Consider the following 13,447-nt stretch of genomic DNA (forward strand, 5'->3'; position numbering starts at 1 on the left):
CGGCAGGAACAGCAATCGGGCGGGGGGGGGGGGGGCCCCGGCGGGGGCCCCCCCCCCCCCCCCCCCCCGACCCGTTTCACGCCCTGCGCCGCGTCACCTCCGGCGCCGCGCCGGCGGCTTCGGCAGCGCCGCCCGGTCCAGCTTCCCGTTCCGGGTCAGCGGCATGGTCGCCAGCACCACCGTGCGCCCCGGCAGCATGTAGCGGGGCAGCGCCTCCGCCAGGTGCGCCGTCAGGCCGGCCGGCTCCTGCCCGTTCGCGGTCACCAGGTAGGCCACCAGGACCGGGACCGCGCCCAGGTCCTCGCGCAGCAGCACCACCGCCTCCGACACCGCCGGGTGACCGCACAGCACCGCCTCGATCTCGCCCGGCTCGATCCGCAGACCACGCAGCTTGACCTGGTGGTCGAGGCGACCGAGGAACTCCAGCCGCCCACCGGCCGTCCACCGCACCAGGTCGCCCGTGCGGTACAGCCGCGCGTCCGGCCCGGCGCCGAAGGGGTCCGGCACGAACCGCTCGGCGGTGAGGTCCGGCCGGCCGACGTAACCCCGGGCCAGCCCCACTCCCCCCAGGTACAGCTCGCCCGGTGTGCCGATCGGCACCGGCTCGCGCGCGTCGTCCAGGACGTGGGCCGTGGTGTTGGCGATCGGCACGCCGATCGGGACCCCGCCCTCGGGGTCGTCGTCGCGGCAGGTCCAGTGCGTGACGTCGACCGACGCCTCGGTCGGACCGTACAGGTTGTGCACCTCGGCCCGGCTGCGCTCCCGGAAGCGGCGTACGACGGCCGAGGTCAGCGCCTCACCGCTGCACACCACCCGGCGCAGCGCCGTGCACCGCGCGACTCCCGGTTCCTCCGCGAAGACCGCCAGCATCGACGGCACGAAGTGGGCGGTGGTGACCCCCTGTTCCGCCATCACCCCGGCCAGGTAGGCCGGGTCCCGGTGCCCGTCCGGCCGCGCCATCACCAGCCGGGCGCCGGCCAGCAGCGGCCAGAAGAACTCCCAGACCGACACGTCGAAGGTGTACGGCGTTTTCTGGAGCACCACGTCGTCCGGGGTCAGCCGGTACCGGTCCTGCATCCAGAGCAGCCGGTTGACGATGCCGCGGTGCGGGATCGCCACGCCCTTGGGGCGCCCGGTCGAGCCGGAGGTGTAGATGATGTAGGCCAGGTCGGCGTCCGAGGGTTCGCGCGCGGGCGCCGGAGTCGGGGGCGGGGGCGGGTCGGTGGGCGGGGCGCCCCCGTCGAGCGGCAGCAGCACGGAGCCGGTACCGGCGAACAGCGGGGCGAACGACTCGTCCGCGAGCACCACCGCCGGGCGGGCCTCGTCCAGGATGCCGCGGATCCGCGCCGCCGGATGCTCGCAGTCCAGCGGCAGGTAGGCGCCGTCCGCCAGCAGCACGCCCAACAGGGCCACCACCAGGGCGACCGACCGCTGGGCGCAGACGGCCACCGGCACGTCCGGCCCGACCCCGTTCGCGCGCAGCCGCTCCGCCAGGACCCCTGCCCTGGCGACGAGTTCGGCGTAGTCGATCTCCTCTGCGGCGTCGGCGACCGCGACCGCCGTGGGGGTGCGCCGGGCCCGGTCGAGGATGTACTCGTGCAGCCGACGCGGCTCGCCGTAGTCGACGGAGGTCTCGTTGAAGCCGAGCAGTCGCGCGCGCTCGGTCTCGGGCAGCAGCTCCAGTCGGCCGACCGGGCGGCCGGGATCGGCGAGGGCCGCCTCGGCGAGCCGGCCGAGCCGCAGTCCGGCCGCGACGACCGTCTCCCGGTCGTGGCGGTCGAGCCGGTAGCGCAGCGCCCCGGCCGGGGCGGGCTCGAGGTGCAGTTCGAGGTCGTGGCGGAGCTCGTCCCCGACATCCTCCGACCGTGGCTCGCCCGGACGGCCCACCAGCACCTGGCAGGGCGACGGCGACCCGGCACCACCGGAGAACCCGGCCAGCGCCAGGAGCCGGACCGGCGGCACGTCCTGGTGCCGCTCCGCCTGCCTCAGGGTGTCGGCGGTGGAACGCAGTTGATCGAGGAAGGTGGCACCGGGGGCGAGAACGGCGCGCAGCGGGAGCGTCCCGCCGCGGCCACCGGTGCGAGGCACGGCGATCACCACGTCGTCCTGCGCGCGGCAGCGGTGCAACAGGACCTGCACCAGGGTGACCAGGACGTCGAACGGGCGGCAGCCCTCGGTGGCGGCCAGCTTGGCGATACCGTCCAGCAGCGGCGCGGACAGGGCGAACGGCACTGTCCCGGTGTCGCCCGTCCCACCCGTCCCAGCCGTTCCAGCCGTTCCAGCCGTTCCAGCCGTTCCAGCCGTTCCACCCGGCCGACCGGCGCCGCTCGGTCCACCCGCGGCCCCGAAGAGGCCCGGCAGGCCCGACCGGGCGGGCGCACCCGCGAGGTGCTCCGCCCAGAATCGCTCTGCCACGCCGTTCGGGCCTTCGTGGGCAACGGGGTAGGCCGGATCGGCCGGATCGGCCCCGTCATTCGGATCGTTCGGATCGTTCGGAAACTCGCGTGCATTCTCCAGGCTCATGAGGCCCCCATGTCGGACGAACACGACTGAACAGACAGGGAATTCACAAGGCGGGAAGACGGGAATCGGGCTCCGGGGCGGACCGGGCGACAGAACCGACGACGGTCGGCTGTTGATTCCCCCATGCCCTTTCACCCTAGCGCCGGGCGGAGCCGGTGCGAACAGGAAGACCTCGACTGTGACTTGGGTCACGGGGCGGAGCCGGGTCGCCCGGTGGGGTCAGTCGCGGCCGAGCGCGTGCTCGCGTCGCTCCAGGTGGATCTCCACGAACACCGCGACCTTGGCGCGCAGCGCCCAGGGGTCGAAGGGTTTGACGATGAAGTCGACGGCGCCGGCGGCGTAGCCCCGCATCGAGTACTCGGGGTCGTTGCCGATGGCGGTGAGGAAGATGATCGGGATGTCACGGGTGCGGGCGCGGCGCTTGATGTGGGCGGCGGTCTCGTAGCCGTCCATCCCGGGCATCTGGACATCGAGGATGATCACCGCGAAGTCGTCGGACTCCAGCAGCGCCTTGAGCGCCTCCTGACCGGAGGAGACGGAGACCACCTCATGACCGTGGGTGTGGAGGACGGCTTCGAGAGCCATCAGGTTGGGGCGCCGGTCGTCGACCAGCAGCACCTTCGGCCGGCAGCCCGCGACCAGCGCGGGGGCGTCCAGCGGGTCGACCAGGCGCACGAGTTCGGGCTCGGGCAGGACGGCGCCCTGCTGCTGCTCGACCACCTCCAGCTGGCGTTCCAGCAACTCGCAGCGAGCCTCGGCGAACGCCGCTCGCCGACGGGTCCGCTCCAGCTCCGCGCCGAGCCGGGCGACCTGGAGGGCGAGGACGTTGCGCTCCTCCAGGATCGCCGCGCGGTCCTCGTCGACCGGCTCCGGCCGGCGGGCGGCCGACCCGCCCGGGTGCTCCAGCCTCGTCAACCGCGCGTCCAGGTCGTCGATCGCGTGGTGGCAGCCGTCCAGTGCGTGGTCGAGCTCCTCCTCCCGGGCGCCGGTCCGCCTGACCTCCCGGTCCGCGGCCTTCAACTGCCCCTCCAGTTGCCGCACGGCCTGGCCGATCGAGGCGTTGGTGCGCACGGCCGCGACGCGCAGCGCCCGCAGGTGTTCCCGTGCCGCCTGCTCGATGCGGGTCCCGCGGACCTCCTCGATGTGGCGCAGGAAGTCGTCCATGAAGTCGGCCGGCGGGACGCGGGTGCCCGCCAGGTAGCGGGAGAGCGTGCCCGCGTCCACGTAGCACCGCGCCGCGCAGCGGCGGACCGAGACCGCCAGCTCGGAGAACAGCTCCCGCAGGGCCTGGGCCAGGGCCCGGCACTCGCTGTTCAGGTTCTCGCCCAGCGGTTGAAGACCGCTCATCCCCACCCCTTCGGCCCGGCCGCCTCCCGGCGGACGACCACCTCGTGCCGCCCTCCCCGGCGGCCGCTCCATGCTTTCCCCACCGGGGCCGTTCATGACGGTGTTCCAGGAACTTCCTCGGCCTCGACGGCGATCAGACGGTCGAAGAACGGCACCGCGAGACCGAACGCCCCCGCCCCGTACAGGACGCCCTCCGCGGCGTGCGCCCCGGAGAGCCGCACCAGCACCCCCGCGCCGATCCCGGTGAGCACCGCGGACAGCAGGATCAACGCCGACCTCGTGGACAGCAGCGCACGCCGCATCCGGACCTCCGACATCGAGGACCCGCACCGGCGTTCGCCGCGGGGTCCGACCTCCCGGCCGGAACGCCGGGTCGGCAGAATCCTGTCCGGCCAGGGAACCGTTGCGCGTCCCGCAACACCCGGCAACGGCACACGGCGACAAACCGGCAACACCCTGCGGGCAGGCGTGCGCGCACGCCTGCCCGCACGTCTGCGCGAGCGGCCGGAGCAGGATCTCGCCGCCGCCGGCGGTGGTGGTGATCGCGTCCGCGCCGGCGAAGTCGGCACTCATCGGTCGGGGAGCCCTCTCCGTCACGGGGGGCGCTTGGGCCCGGGCCGACCGACCGCACTCGGCCGGCCCCTGCGGCTGCCGGCTGCGACGGCGGGAGACGGGGGCAGGAAAGGGGAGGCAGGAGGCGCGGAACCCGGCGGGCCGCGCGACGCTACGGCACGGCCGGGCAGACCAGGGTCACGAGGGAGGAGGTGCCGGCGATGGGCGGCAGGGAGTCGTGGATGCCCTGGTCGTACTCGTAGTAGACATAGGACAGGTAGAAGCCCACCTTCGTGACCCAGGCGCAGTCCGCGTCAGGAGCGAACCGGAAGGAGACCGTCACCGTGCGGCTCTCGCCGGGCGCCACGGGTGCCTGCGGTGCGGTCAGGTTGTAGCTGAACCCGAACTGGTTCGGTCCGCACCAGCTGGCCGCGGTACACCCGGTGAACGCGTACGGGGCCACCCCGGAGCCCGCCGGGACGAAGAAGTCCGGGGTCACGGTCGCGTAGAGGAAGTTCACCGGGCCGGACTCGCGGTTGGTGAACGTCACGGTCACGTTCGCGGCCTGTCCGGGTGCGACCGTCGTGCGGTCGACGCTCATGGTGAAGCGGGGCGCGGGGGGATCGGCCACGGCGAAGGCCTGCCGGCCGAAGCCCATCAGAGTGAGGAACAACGTCAGTGCGGCGACGAGGCGTACACGCCTCATCGCGGAGGCGGGTATGAACATGGTCGCCCAGCGTAGCGATCCGTGCCCCGTTCGTCTGCCTCGCGCTCCTGAAACCGGCCACGGGCGCCCGCCGCGGGGCTCGCGCGGGAGTCCGCGCGGCAGTCGGTGGCGGGACGGACGACCGATCGACTTGATCACCCCTTGGACCTGCGGGAAGAGACGGTGGGGGCTGGCGTAGCCTTCCCCCACCGAGGGCCGGCCCGCGCGACGGGCGGGGCGTCCCTCCTCCGTTCGTCTCCCGAGAGGATGCCGATGTTCAAGGTCAACGAGTACTTCGACGGCGCGGTCAAGTCGATCGCCTTCAGCGCGGAGGAAGGTCCGGCGACCGTCGGCGTCATGGCGCCCGGTGACTACGAGTTCGGCACCGCGAAGCGCGAGACCATGCACGTGGTCAGCGGCGCGCTGACCGTCAGGCTTCCCGGCTCCGAGCAGTGGGAGACCTTCAGGGCCGGCGACCGGTTCGACGTCCCGGCCGACAGCAGGTTCCAGGTCAGGAGCGCGGTCGAGACCGCCTACCTCTGCGAGTACCGGGACTGACGTCACGGGCCGCCCCGCCACCAGCGGCCTCCTGGGTGAACAGGCTCCGGCCGGGGCGAGGTGAGCCGTCGGTTCGGGTGGTCGGCGGGGACAGTGGGCGGGACGGCATTGTCCCCCCCGAAGGCGAGACCGATCCGTATGCCTCCTCCGTCCGAGCGGTCCGCGGTCCGGATGCGAAAGCGAGTGCCGCAGCGGGTACGGCAGCGGGTGTGGATCCGGCGCGGACCCGGATCCGCGGGTGCGCCGCCCGCCCCCGGCCCCGCCCCTGCTCCGATGTGGGGACGGGTGCCGGTCTGGCGGCCGATGGTCGTGCTGGGCGTGATCGCGGTGCTGTGCGTCGCGGGTCTGGCGCTCTACTTGAACGAACGGTCCAGCCGCGAGCACGTGCAGGTGGTGGGTTCGGCCGGGGCCGCCGACTACCTGCTGGTGGGTGTCACCCTGCAGCGGGTGGACGCGGCCGGGGAGGCGTTGACGGCCAAGATCCTGGTCGAACCGCAGGGCGCGCTCGCGGTGGCCGACAACCCGCTGGCCCCGACCCAGGAGCTGGTGCTGGAGACGACCTCGTTGGAGCAGGCCGTGCTCCGCTACCCGGAGGGCCGGCGGATCGGGACCACCACGGTGTCCTTCGCCCTCACCGACGGACGGATCTCGGACTACCCGTTCGACCGCTACCACGCCCTGATCGGCTTCCAGGCCAGTGCCGGCGGCCGGGACGTGCCCGTGGTGATCGCGCTGCGGGGAACCGACCCGTTCTTCACCGTGCGACAGAGCGATCAGGAGGAGGACCGGGGCGCCGTCGCGGTGACCGAGCGGGTGAGCCGGTCGCGCAGCACGTTCATCCTGGCCTGGTTCATGATGGCGGCGATGTGGGCGCTGGGCCTGTCCGTACTCGCAGCGGCATGGCTGATCACCCGGCAGCGGCGCGGTCTGGTGTGGCCCGCCCTGGGCTGGATGGCGGCCACCCTGTTCGCCCTGATCGGGATGCGCAACGCCGCGCCCGGCAGCCCGCCGATCGGCTCGCTGCTGGACTACGCGGCGTTCTACTGGGCCGAGGCGCTGGTGACGGTGGGGCTGACGATGACGGTGGTGCGAGGGGCCCGGACGGAGAGCCGCGGCGCGGCGTGAGCGGGAGCTCTACGAGCCCCTCCCACAGAGCGAAAGGCTGATGGGTCGTCAGCAGCGCGGTACGTGGAGGGCGAGGCCGCCGCGCGAGGTCTCCTTGTACGTGGACTTCATGTCGGCGCCGGTGTCGCGCAGGGTGCGGATGACCGCGTCGAGCGGGACGAGGTGCCGACCGTCGCCGTTGAGGGCCAGGCGGGAGGCGGTGACGGCCTTGACGCTGCCGATGGCGTTGCGCTCGATGCAGGGGATCTGGACCAGGCCGGCCACCGGGTCGCAGGTGAGGCCGAGGTGGTGTTCCAGGGCGATCTCGGCGGCGTTCTCGACCTGGCCGGGGGTGCCGCCCAGGACCTCGGTGAGGCCGGCGGCGGCCATGGCGGCCGCGGTGCCGACCTCGCCCTGGCAGCCCACCTCCGCGCCGGAGATGGAGGCGTTGCGCTTGACCAGGCTGCCGATGGCGGCGGCGGTGAGCAGGAAGCGGACGGTGCCCTCCTCGTCGGCGCCGGGGGTGGACCGGTGGTAGTGGTGCAGGACGGCGGGAACGATGCCGGCGGCGCCGTTGGTGGGGGCGGTGACCACGCGGCCACCGGCGGCGTTCTCCTCGTTGACGGCCAGGGCGTCGAGCGCGACCAGGTCCAGCGCGCGCAGCGGGTCGGCGGGGCGGCCGTCGGCGCGGACCAGACGCCGGTGCAGGGCCGGGGCACGACGGGGGACGTCGAGGCCGCCGGGCAGGGTGCCCCCGGTGCGGTGGCCGCGTTCGACACAGCCGCGCATGACCGCCCAGACCTGGAGCAGGTGGGCACGGACCTCGGCCTCGGGGCGACGGGCGGTCTCGTTGGCCAGCACGACGTCGCTGATCCGGCCGTCCCCGGCGAGGCGGAGCAGCTCCTCGGCATCGGAGAAGGGTGCCGGGACGTCGGCCGGGCCGGTGCCGCCGGCGGGGTCCTCCCCCGCCTCGCCGAGCAGGAAGCCGCCGCCGACCGAGTAGGCGGTGCGCTCGGCCAGGACGGCACCGCGGCGGCCGAGTGCGGTGAAGGTCAGGGCGTTGGGGTGGGCGGGCAGTGAACGCTCCGGGTGCAGGACCAGACTGTGGCGGACGGTCGGGCCGCCCGGCAGCCGGACCCGGCCCTCGGCCTCCATCCGGCGGAAGCGCTCCTCGGCGGTGGTGATGTCCACCGTCGCGGGTTCCTCCCCGGCCAGGCCGAGCAGGACGGCCCGGTCTGTGCCGTGGCCGGTGCAGGTGGCGGCGAGCGAGCCGAAGAGTTCGGTCCGGACGGCCGCCACCCGCACCAGCAGGTCCTTCCGGTCGAGCTCCTGGACGAAGTGCCGGGCGGCGCGCATCGGGCCGACGGTGTGTGAGCTGGACGGTCCGATGCCGACGCGGAAGAGGTCGAACACGCTGATCAAGGGGGCTCCAACGGGGCAGGCGGGTGGACGGGCAGAGCGGGGCGGAAAGCGGGGGTGGACGGCCGCCGCCCCTGGTCTACCGCCGACCGGCCGCACGTGGTGGCGATCACTCGCCAACGGCGTCGGCGGGCATCCGCCACACCGCCCGCCTGGAAGGCGCCGCCGGGTCGTGCCACCATCCCGGGACGCGGCCGGTGGCGGTAGGTGCCCGGGCCGCCCGTCACGGGAGGAACACGCATGGAGGACGAGGATCTGCCGGCCCACCTGTGCCGACTCGGCCTGACACGCCGTGAGGCGGAGCTGTACGAGGCGCTGCTGGCCTCCGGTCCCGGGGGCCGCCGCGGGGAGGCGGAGGCAACCGGGGCCGAGGAGACCGGGGTGGAAGGAACCTGGCCGGAGGGGACCGAGCCGGAGGATCTCGGGCCCGAGCTGACACGGCTGCGGCGGCTGGGACTGGTCACCGTCGCCACCGCCGACCGGCGGCGGCACGTACCGGTGGAACCCACCGTGGCCCTGGAGTACCTGGCGCACAGCCGGGCCGCCGAGGTCCGTGCGGCGCAGCAGGCGGCGGTCAACGCCTACCGCGGGTGGCGGCGTTCGGCCGGTACGCAGCGCACGGACGACCTGGTGGAGGTGGTCACCGGGGACTCCATCGTCGAGGCGATCGAGACCATCGAGGCGGCGGCCGAGCGGGAGGTGCTGCGCTTCGACTCGCCGCCGTACCACACCCACGGCGCCGCCAATCCGATCGAGATCGAGAACCTCCGCAGGGGGGTGGAGTACCGGGTCGTCTACGCCAGATCCGCCGTCCAGCACGCCGCCTACTACGCCGTGAACATCCAGCCCTCCATCGCGGCGGGCGAGCAGGCCCGGATCCTGCCCACCGTGCCGGTCAAGCTGACCGTGTTCGACCGGCGGCTGGCGATCGTCTCGATGTCCTTCGTCGAGGCCGAGGCGAACGACTCGCTGCTGCTGGTGCACCCCTCCAGCCTGCTCTCCGCGCTGACCGGCCTGTTCGAGACCTCCTGGCGGGCCGCTCTGCCGATGCACCTGGGGGACCGGGTGCCCCCGGCGCTCAGCACGGTCCAGCGGCGGATCGTCGAACTGCTCGCCACCGGGGTCACCGACGAGACCATCGCCGAGCTGCTCGGCATCAGCCGCCGCACCCTCTCGCGCCAGCTGGAGCAGCTCAACTCCCGTGCGGGGTCGGTCACCCGCTTCCAGATGGCGTTGCACGCGGCACGCAACGGATGGATCTGAACGGCCGGTCGACGGACGGATCCACCGGCCGATCAACGGGTGGATCGACCGGCCGATCGCGGACAGCTGCGGTGGCGAGGCTGCGCCAGTGGCGGCGGGTGGCGCCCACGGCCCGGTCCCGGACGGTACTCCTGGTGGCCCCCGACGCAGCCACCAGGAGCCCCACGTGCCCGAGCACCGCGCAGTCCGCCGCGCCCTCGTCCTCACCGCGGCCACCCACACGCTGACCGGCACCTCGATGGCCGCACCGCACGTCACGGGCGCCGCCGCGCTCCACCTCTCCGCGCACCCGGGGGCCACCCCCGCGCAGGTGCAGGAGGCGCTGGTCCGGGCCGCCACCAGCGACAGGATCGGCAAGGCCGGCAGCAACACGCCCAACCGTCTGCTGTACGTCCGCCCGCTGGGCGACAACCCGACCCCGTGACGGTCGAGCTCCGCCGCCAGCGTGCGCCGCCGACACGACCGTGCGGCAGTCCGGCCCCACCCGCGCGGCCGTACGGCACCCCCACCCCCACCCCCACCCCCACCCCCACTCCCACTCCCAGCCTCACCCCCTCACCCTCACCCAGGAGATCAGCATGTCCAGCGGAACCCCCCTCGGCGCGACGAAGACCCTCGCGCTCTCCGCGGCACTGACGGCCACCCTCGCCACCGCCCTCGCCACCACCGGCTCCGGCCCCGCCTCGGCCGCGCCCGCCTTCCCGCGCCCGGACCACGTCGTGGTCGTCGTGATGGAGAACCACGCCTTCAAGCAGATCATCGACAGCAGCAGCGCCCCCTACATCAACTCCCTCGCCAAGGGCGGCGCCGTACTGAAGGCCTCGTACGGCATCACCCACCCCAGCCAGCCCAACTACTTCGCCCTCTTCTCCGGCGGCACCCAGGGCATCACCGGCGACGGCTGCTACTCGGTCGGATCGATGTCCGCCGCCAACCTGGGCTCGGAGCTGATCGCGGCCGGCCGGACCTGGGGCAGCTACAACGAGTCCCTCCCCAGCGAGGGCTCCACCACCTGCAAGAGCGGCAAGTACGCCCAGAAGCACAACCCCTGGTTCGCCTTCAAGAACGTGCCGGCGAAGTCGGGCCACACCTTCGCCCAGTTCCCCACCGACTTCACCGCACTGCCCACCGTCTCCTTCGTCGTCCCCAACCTCTGCAACGACATGCACGACTGCAGCGTGGGCACCGGTGACGGCTGGATCAAGAACAACCTCGCCGCGTACGCCGACTGGGCCAGGACCCACAACAGCCTGCTCGTGGTCACCTACGACGAGGACGACCGCAACAGCGGCAACCAGATCCCCACCGTGCTCTACGGGCAGCCCGTCAAGGCCGGGAGCGCGCCCACCACCAAGTACAACCACTACCACCTGCTCCGCACCCTGGAGGACCTCGCCGGGCTCACCGCCCACGCCGGCAAGGCCGCCGAGGTCGGCGACATCACCGGCATCTGGAACTGACGTGTACCTCGCGGACAGCCGCCGCCACGCGCGCCCGTCCGCCGACGCCGCCCCGGCCCTCGCGCCGGGGCGGCCCGCGCGGACCACCGTCACCCGGATCGCCCCCACCGTGCTGGCCCTCGGCACGGTCAGCCTGATCACCGACGTCTCCTCCGAGATGGTCACCGCCGTCCTCCCGCTCTACCTGGTCACCGCGCTCGGCGTCTCCCCGCTCGGATTCGGTGTGCTGGACGGCGTGTTCAACGGCGCCTCCGCCACCCTGCGGCTGCTCGGCGGCCTCCTCGGCGACCGGGCCGGCGGACGGCACAAGACCGTCGCCACCCTCGGCTACGGTCTCTCCGCGCTCTGCCGCCCGGCCCTCCTGCTGGTGCGCACCGCCCCGCTGATCGGCCTGGTGCTGGCGGTCGACCGGGTCGGCAAGGGCCTGCGGACCGCACCCCGGGACGCCATGATCTCCCTCGCCACCCCGCCCGAACGGCGCGGCCGCGCCTTCGGCGTGCACCGCGCGATGGACACCGCAGGAGCGCTCGCCGGACCCCTGCTCGCCTTCCTCGTCCTGCGCGGCGCCCCCGGCGGCTACCACGCCGTCTTCACCGTCAGCTCCTACGTCGCGGCGCTCGGCGTGCTGGTCCTGGTCCTGCTCGTCCCCGGCCGCGGGCTGCGCCCGGCCGCGGCGCCGGCGGCCCGGCCGCGGGCACGTGGACTGCTGCGGCTGCCGGCCCTGCGCCGGACCACCGCCTGCGCGGCCCTGCTCGGACTCGCCACCGTCAGCGACTCCTTCCTCTACCTGCTGCTCCAGCGGCGGCTCGAACTGCCGCTCGCCTGGTTCCCGCTGCTGCCGCTGGGCACGGCCGCCGTCTATCTGACGCTGGCCGTCCCGTTCGGCGTGCTCGCCGACCGGATCGGGCGCCGACGGATGTTCCTGCTCGGGCACGCCGCCCTGCTGGCGGCCTACGGACTCCTGCTCGCCCGGCCCGGCACCGACGTGTCGGCGACGGCGGTCACCGCGACGGCGGCGGCCGGTGCGGTCCTGCTGCTGCACGGGGTCTTCTACGCCGCGACCGACGGTGCGCTGGCCGCCGTCGCCGCGGGCTCCGTCCCCGAGCACCGGCAGGGGGCCGGACTGGCCCTGGTCGGCACCGGCCAGGCCGTCGGACGCTTCGTCTGCTCCTTCGCCGTCGGCGCGCTCTGGAGCCGCTGGGGCGACACCGCCGCACTCACCGTCATGACCGCCGCCCTCACCACCGCCGTCGCGGCGGCCGTCACCCTGCTGCGCCCGGTACCCGGCCGTCCGTCCCCCGACCACCGCGAGGCAGAATTCTCATGACACTCCGCCAGCGAATGCTCGTGCTGCTCACCGCCGCCGCCGTCCTGCTCGCGGCCGCGGTCCTGACCGTGCTGCACGCCGGCGACCGGGCCCGGGACGCCGCCCACCGGGCGGGCCGGGACAGCCCGCCCGTCAGGGCCGGCGCCGTCACCCTCGGGCCGCAGAGCGGCGGGCCGCACCTGGTCTTCCGCTCCATGCTCTGGGGCGACCAGCGCGACCACCTCGCCACCGTCCCCCTCACCGACCTCGTCCGCACCGCCGACCCCGCTGCCGCGCGGACCGTCGCCGCCCCCGCCTGCCTGCGCTTCCACGCCGCCGCCGGCACCGGCATCTGCCTCCGGGCGGAGCACGGCCTGCTCGGCGACGGCTACCGGGCCGTCGTGCTCGACGCCGACCTGAAGGAGGTGCGCCGCTACGACCTGGCCGGCATCCCCACCCGGGCCCGGGTCTCCCCGTCCGGCCACCTGATCGCCTGGACGGTCTTCGTCGGCGGAGACTCCTACGCGGGCACCGACTTCTCCACCCGCACCTCCGTCCTGGACACCCGCACCTGGACCCTCCAGGAGAACCTGGAGACCTACGCGGTCACCCTGGACGGCCGCCCCCACCGCGCCGCCGACACCAACCTCTGGGGCGTCACCTTCACCGACGACCGCCACTTCCACGTCACCCTCGCCACCGGCGGCCACACCTGGCTGGCCGCCGGGGACACCGTCTCGCACACCCTCACCACCCTGCACGGCAACGTCGAGTGCCCCTCCCTCTCGCCCGACGGCACCCGCATCGCCTACAAGAAGCGCGTCCCCGGCCTCCCCGAGGACGCCCCCTGGCAGCTCTACGTCCTCGACCTCGCCACCATGGCCGAGACCCCGACCGCCGAACGGCGCACCCTCGACGACCAGGCCCTCTGGCTGGACGACCGCACCCTCGCCTACGCCCTCCCCGGCGACGACGGCACCGACCTGTGGACCGTCCCCGCCGACGGCACCGGCGACCCCGTCCTGCTCGCCCGGGCCGCACTGGCACCGGCCGTGGTCTCCTGACCCCCTGCCCGGAGCACGGGTTCGAGCACCGGCGGGAAGCGGCCGAAAAGCGGTGCCCCCCGTCGCCCGCGGCCCCACCGAACCCGGCGCGCCCGGCGCGTCCGGCGGGTCCGGGGCCCGGACGCGCCGGTGCCCGTCGGCCACT

12 protein-coding genes are annotated in these 13,447 nt (G+C 74.0%); 7 read left to right on the top strand and 5 right to left on the bottom strand.

Annotated elements, in window-relative coordinates; translation table 11 throughout:
• Positions 1-93: 93 nt before the first annotated feature.
• From ACIPYS_RS26595 to ACIPYS_RS26610, 4 genes are all read right to left on the bottom strand, one after another.
• Complete coding sequence (locus tag ACIPYS_RS26595) at positions 94-2,232, bottom strand: amino acid adenylation domain-containing protein (protein ID WP_400750369.1); 2,139 nt, start codon at positions 2,230-2,232, stop codon at positions 94-96.
• A 510-nt stretch (positions 2,233-2,742) separates the two neighbouring features.
• Complete coding sequence (locus ACIPYS_RS26600) at positions 2,743-3,870, bottom strand: two-component system response regulator (RefSeq protein ID WP_400750371.1); 1,128 nt, start codon at positions 3,868-3,870, stop codon at positions 2,743-2,745.
• Between the two features lie 92 nt (positions 3,871-3,962).
• Complete coding sequence (locus tag ACIPYS_RS26605) at positions 3,963-4,172, bottom strand: hypothetical protein (RefSeq protein WP_400750374.1); 210 nt, start codon at positions 4,170-4,172, stop codon at positions 3,963-3,965.
• Positions 4,173-4,594: 422 nt separating this feature from the next.
• The gene (locus tag ACIPYS_RS26610; protein ID WP_400750377.1) at positions 4,595-5,128 is read right to left on the bottom strand and encodes a hypothetical protein; all 534 of its coding nucleotides are present in this window, start codon (positions 5,126-5,128) and stop codon (positions 4,595-4,597) included.
• A gap of 273 nt (positions 5,129-5,401) precedes the next feature.
• On the opposite strand from ACIPYS_RS26610, the gene ACIPYS_RS26615 reads away from it, so the two are divergent.
• Both ACIPYS_RS26615 and ACIPYS_RS26620 read left to right on the top strand, forming a co-directional pair.
• Positions 5,402-5,686 carry a pyrimidine/purine nucleoside phosphorylase gene (locus tag ACIPYS_RS26615; protein WP_400750380.1) on the top strand — a complete coding sequence of 95 codons (285 nt, stop codon included), beginning with the start codon at positions 5,402-5,404 and terminating at the stop codon, positions 5,684-5,686.
• A 285-nt stretch (positions 5,687-5,971) separates the two neighbouring features.
• A complete protein-coding gene (locus ACIPYS_RS26620; protein WP_400750383.1) occupies positions 5,972-6,811 on the top strand; it encodes a DUF4436 family protein in 840 nt (279 codons plus the stop codon).
• Between the two features lie 48 nt (positions 6,812-6,859).
• On the opposite strand, the gene ACIPYS_RS26625 is transcribed toward ACIPYS_RS26620, so the two are convergent.
• The gene (locus ACIPYS_RS26625; RefSeq protein ID WP_400750386.1) at positions 6,860-8,212 is read right to left on the bottom strand and encodes an L-serine ammonia-lyase; all 1,353 of its coding nucleotides are present in this window, start codon (positions 8,210-8,212) and stop codon (positions 6,860-6,862) included.
• 237 nt (positions 8,213-8,449) lie between these two features.
• On the opposite strand from ACIPYS_RS26625, the gene ACIPYS_RS26630 reads away from it, so the two are divergent.
• The 5 genes from ACIPYS_RS26630 to ACIPYS_RS26650 all read left to right on the top strand — a co-directional run bounded on the left by ACIPYS_RS26630 (position 8,450) and on the right by ACIPYS_RS26650 (position 13,302).
• Positions 8,450-9,472, top strand: coding sequence for a helix-turn-helix domain-containing protein (locus ACIPYS_RS26630; protein ID WP_400750389.1), 1,023 nt, complete (start codon positions 8,450-8,452; stop codon positions 9,470-9,472).
• A gap of 166 nt (positions 9,473-9,638) precedes the next feature.
• A complete protein-coding gene (locus ACIPYS_RS26635) occupies positions 9,639-9,896 on the top strand; it encodes a S8 family serine peptidase (RefSeq protein ID WP_400750392.1) in 258 nt (85 codons plus the stop codon).
• Between the two features lie 154 nt (positions 9,897-10,050).
• Entirely contained in the window at positions 10,051-10,932 is an 882-nt protein-coding gene (locus ACIPYS_RS26640; RefSeq protein ID WP_400750395.1) for an alkaline phosphatase family protein, read from the top strand.
• Between the two features lies 1 nt (position 10,933).
• Positions 10,934-12,259: an MFS transporter gene (locus tag ACIPYS_RS26645; protein WP_400750398.1), complete on the top strand. Its 1,326-nt coding sequence runs from the start codon at positions 10,934-10,936 to the stop codon at positions 12,257-12,259.
• Positions 12,256-13,302: a TolB family protein gene (locus tag ACIPYS_RS26650; protein WP_400750401.1), complete on the top strand. Its 1,047-nt coding sequence runs from the start codon at positions 12,256-12,258 to the stop codon at positions 13,300-13,302. The genes ACIPYS_RS26645 and ACIPYS_RS26650 overlap by 4 nt, the downstream gene beginning before the upstream one ends.
• Positions 13,303-13,447 lie beyond the last annotated feature (145 nt).

Source organism: Kitasatospora sp. NPDC089913, from assembly GCF_044748625.1.
Taxonomy (GTDB): domain Bacteria; phylum Actinomycetota; class Actinomycetes; order Streptomycetales; family Streptomycetaceae; genus Kitasatospora.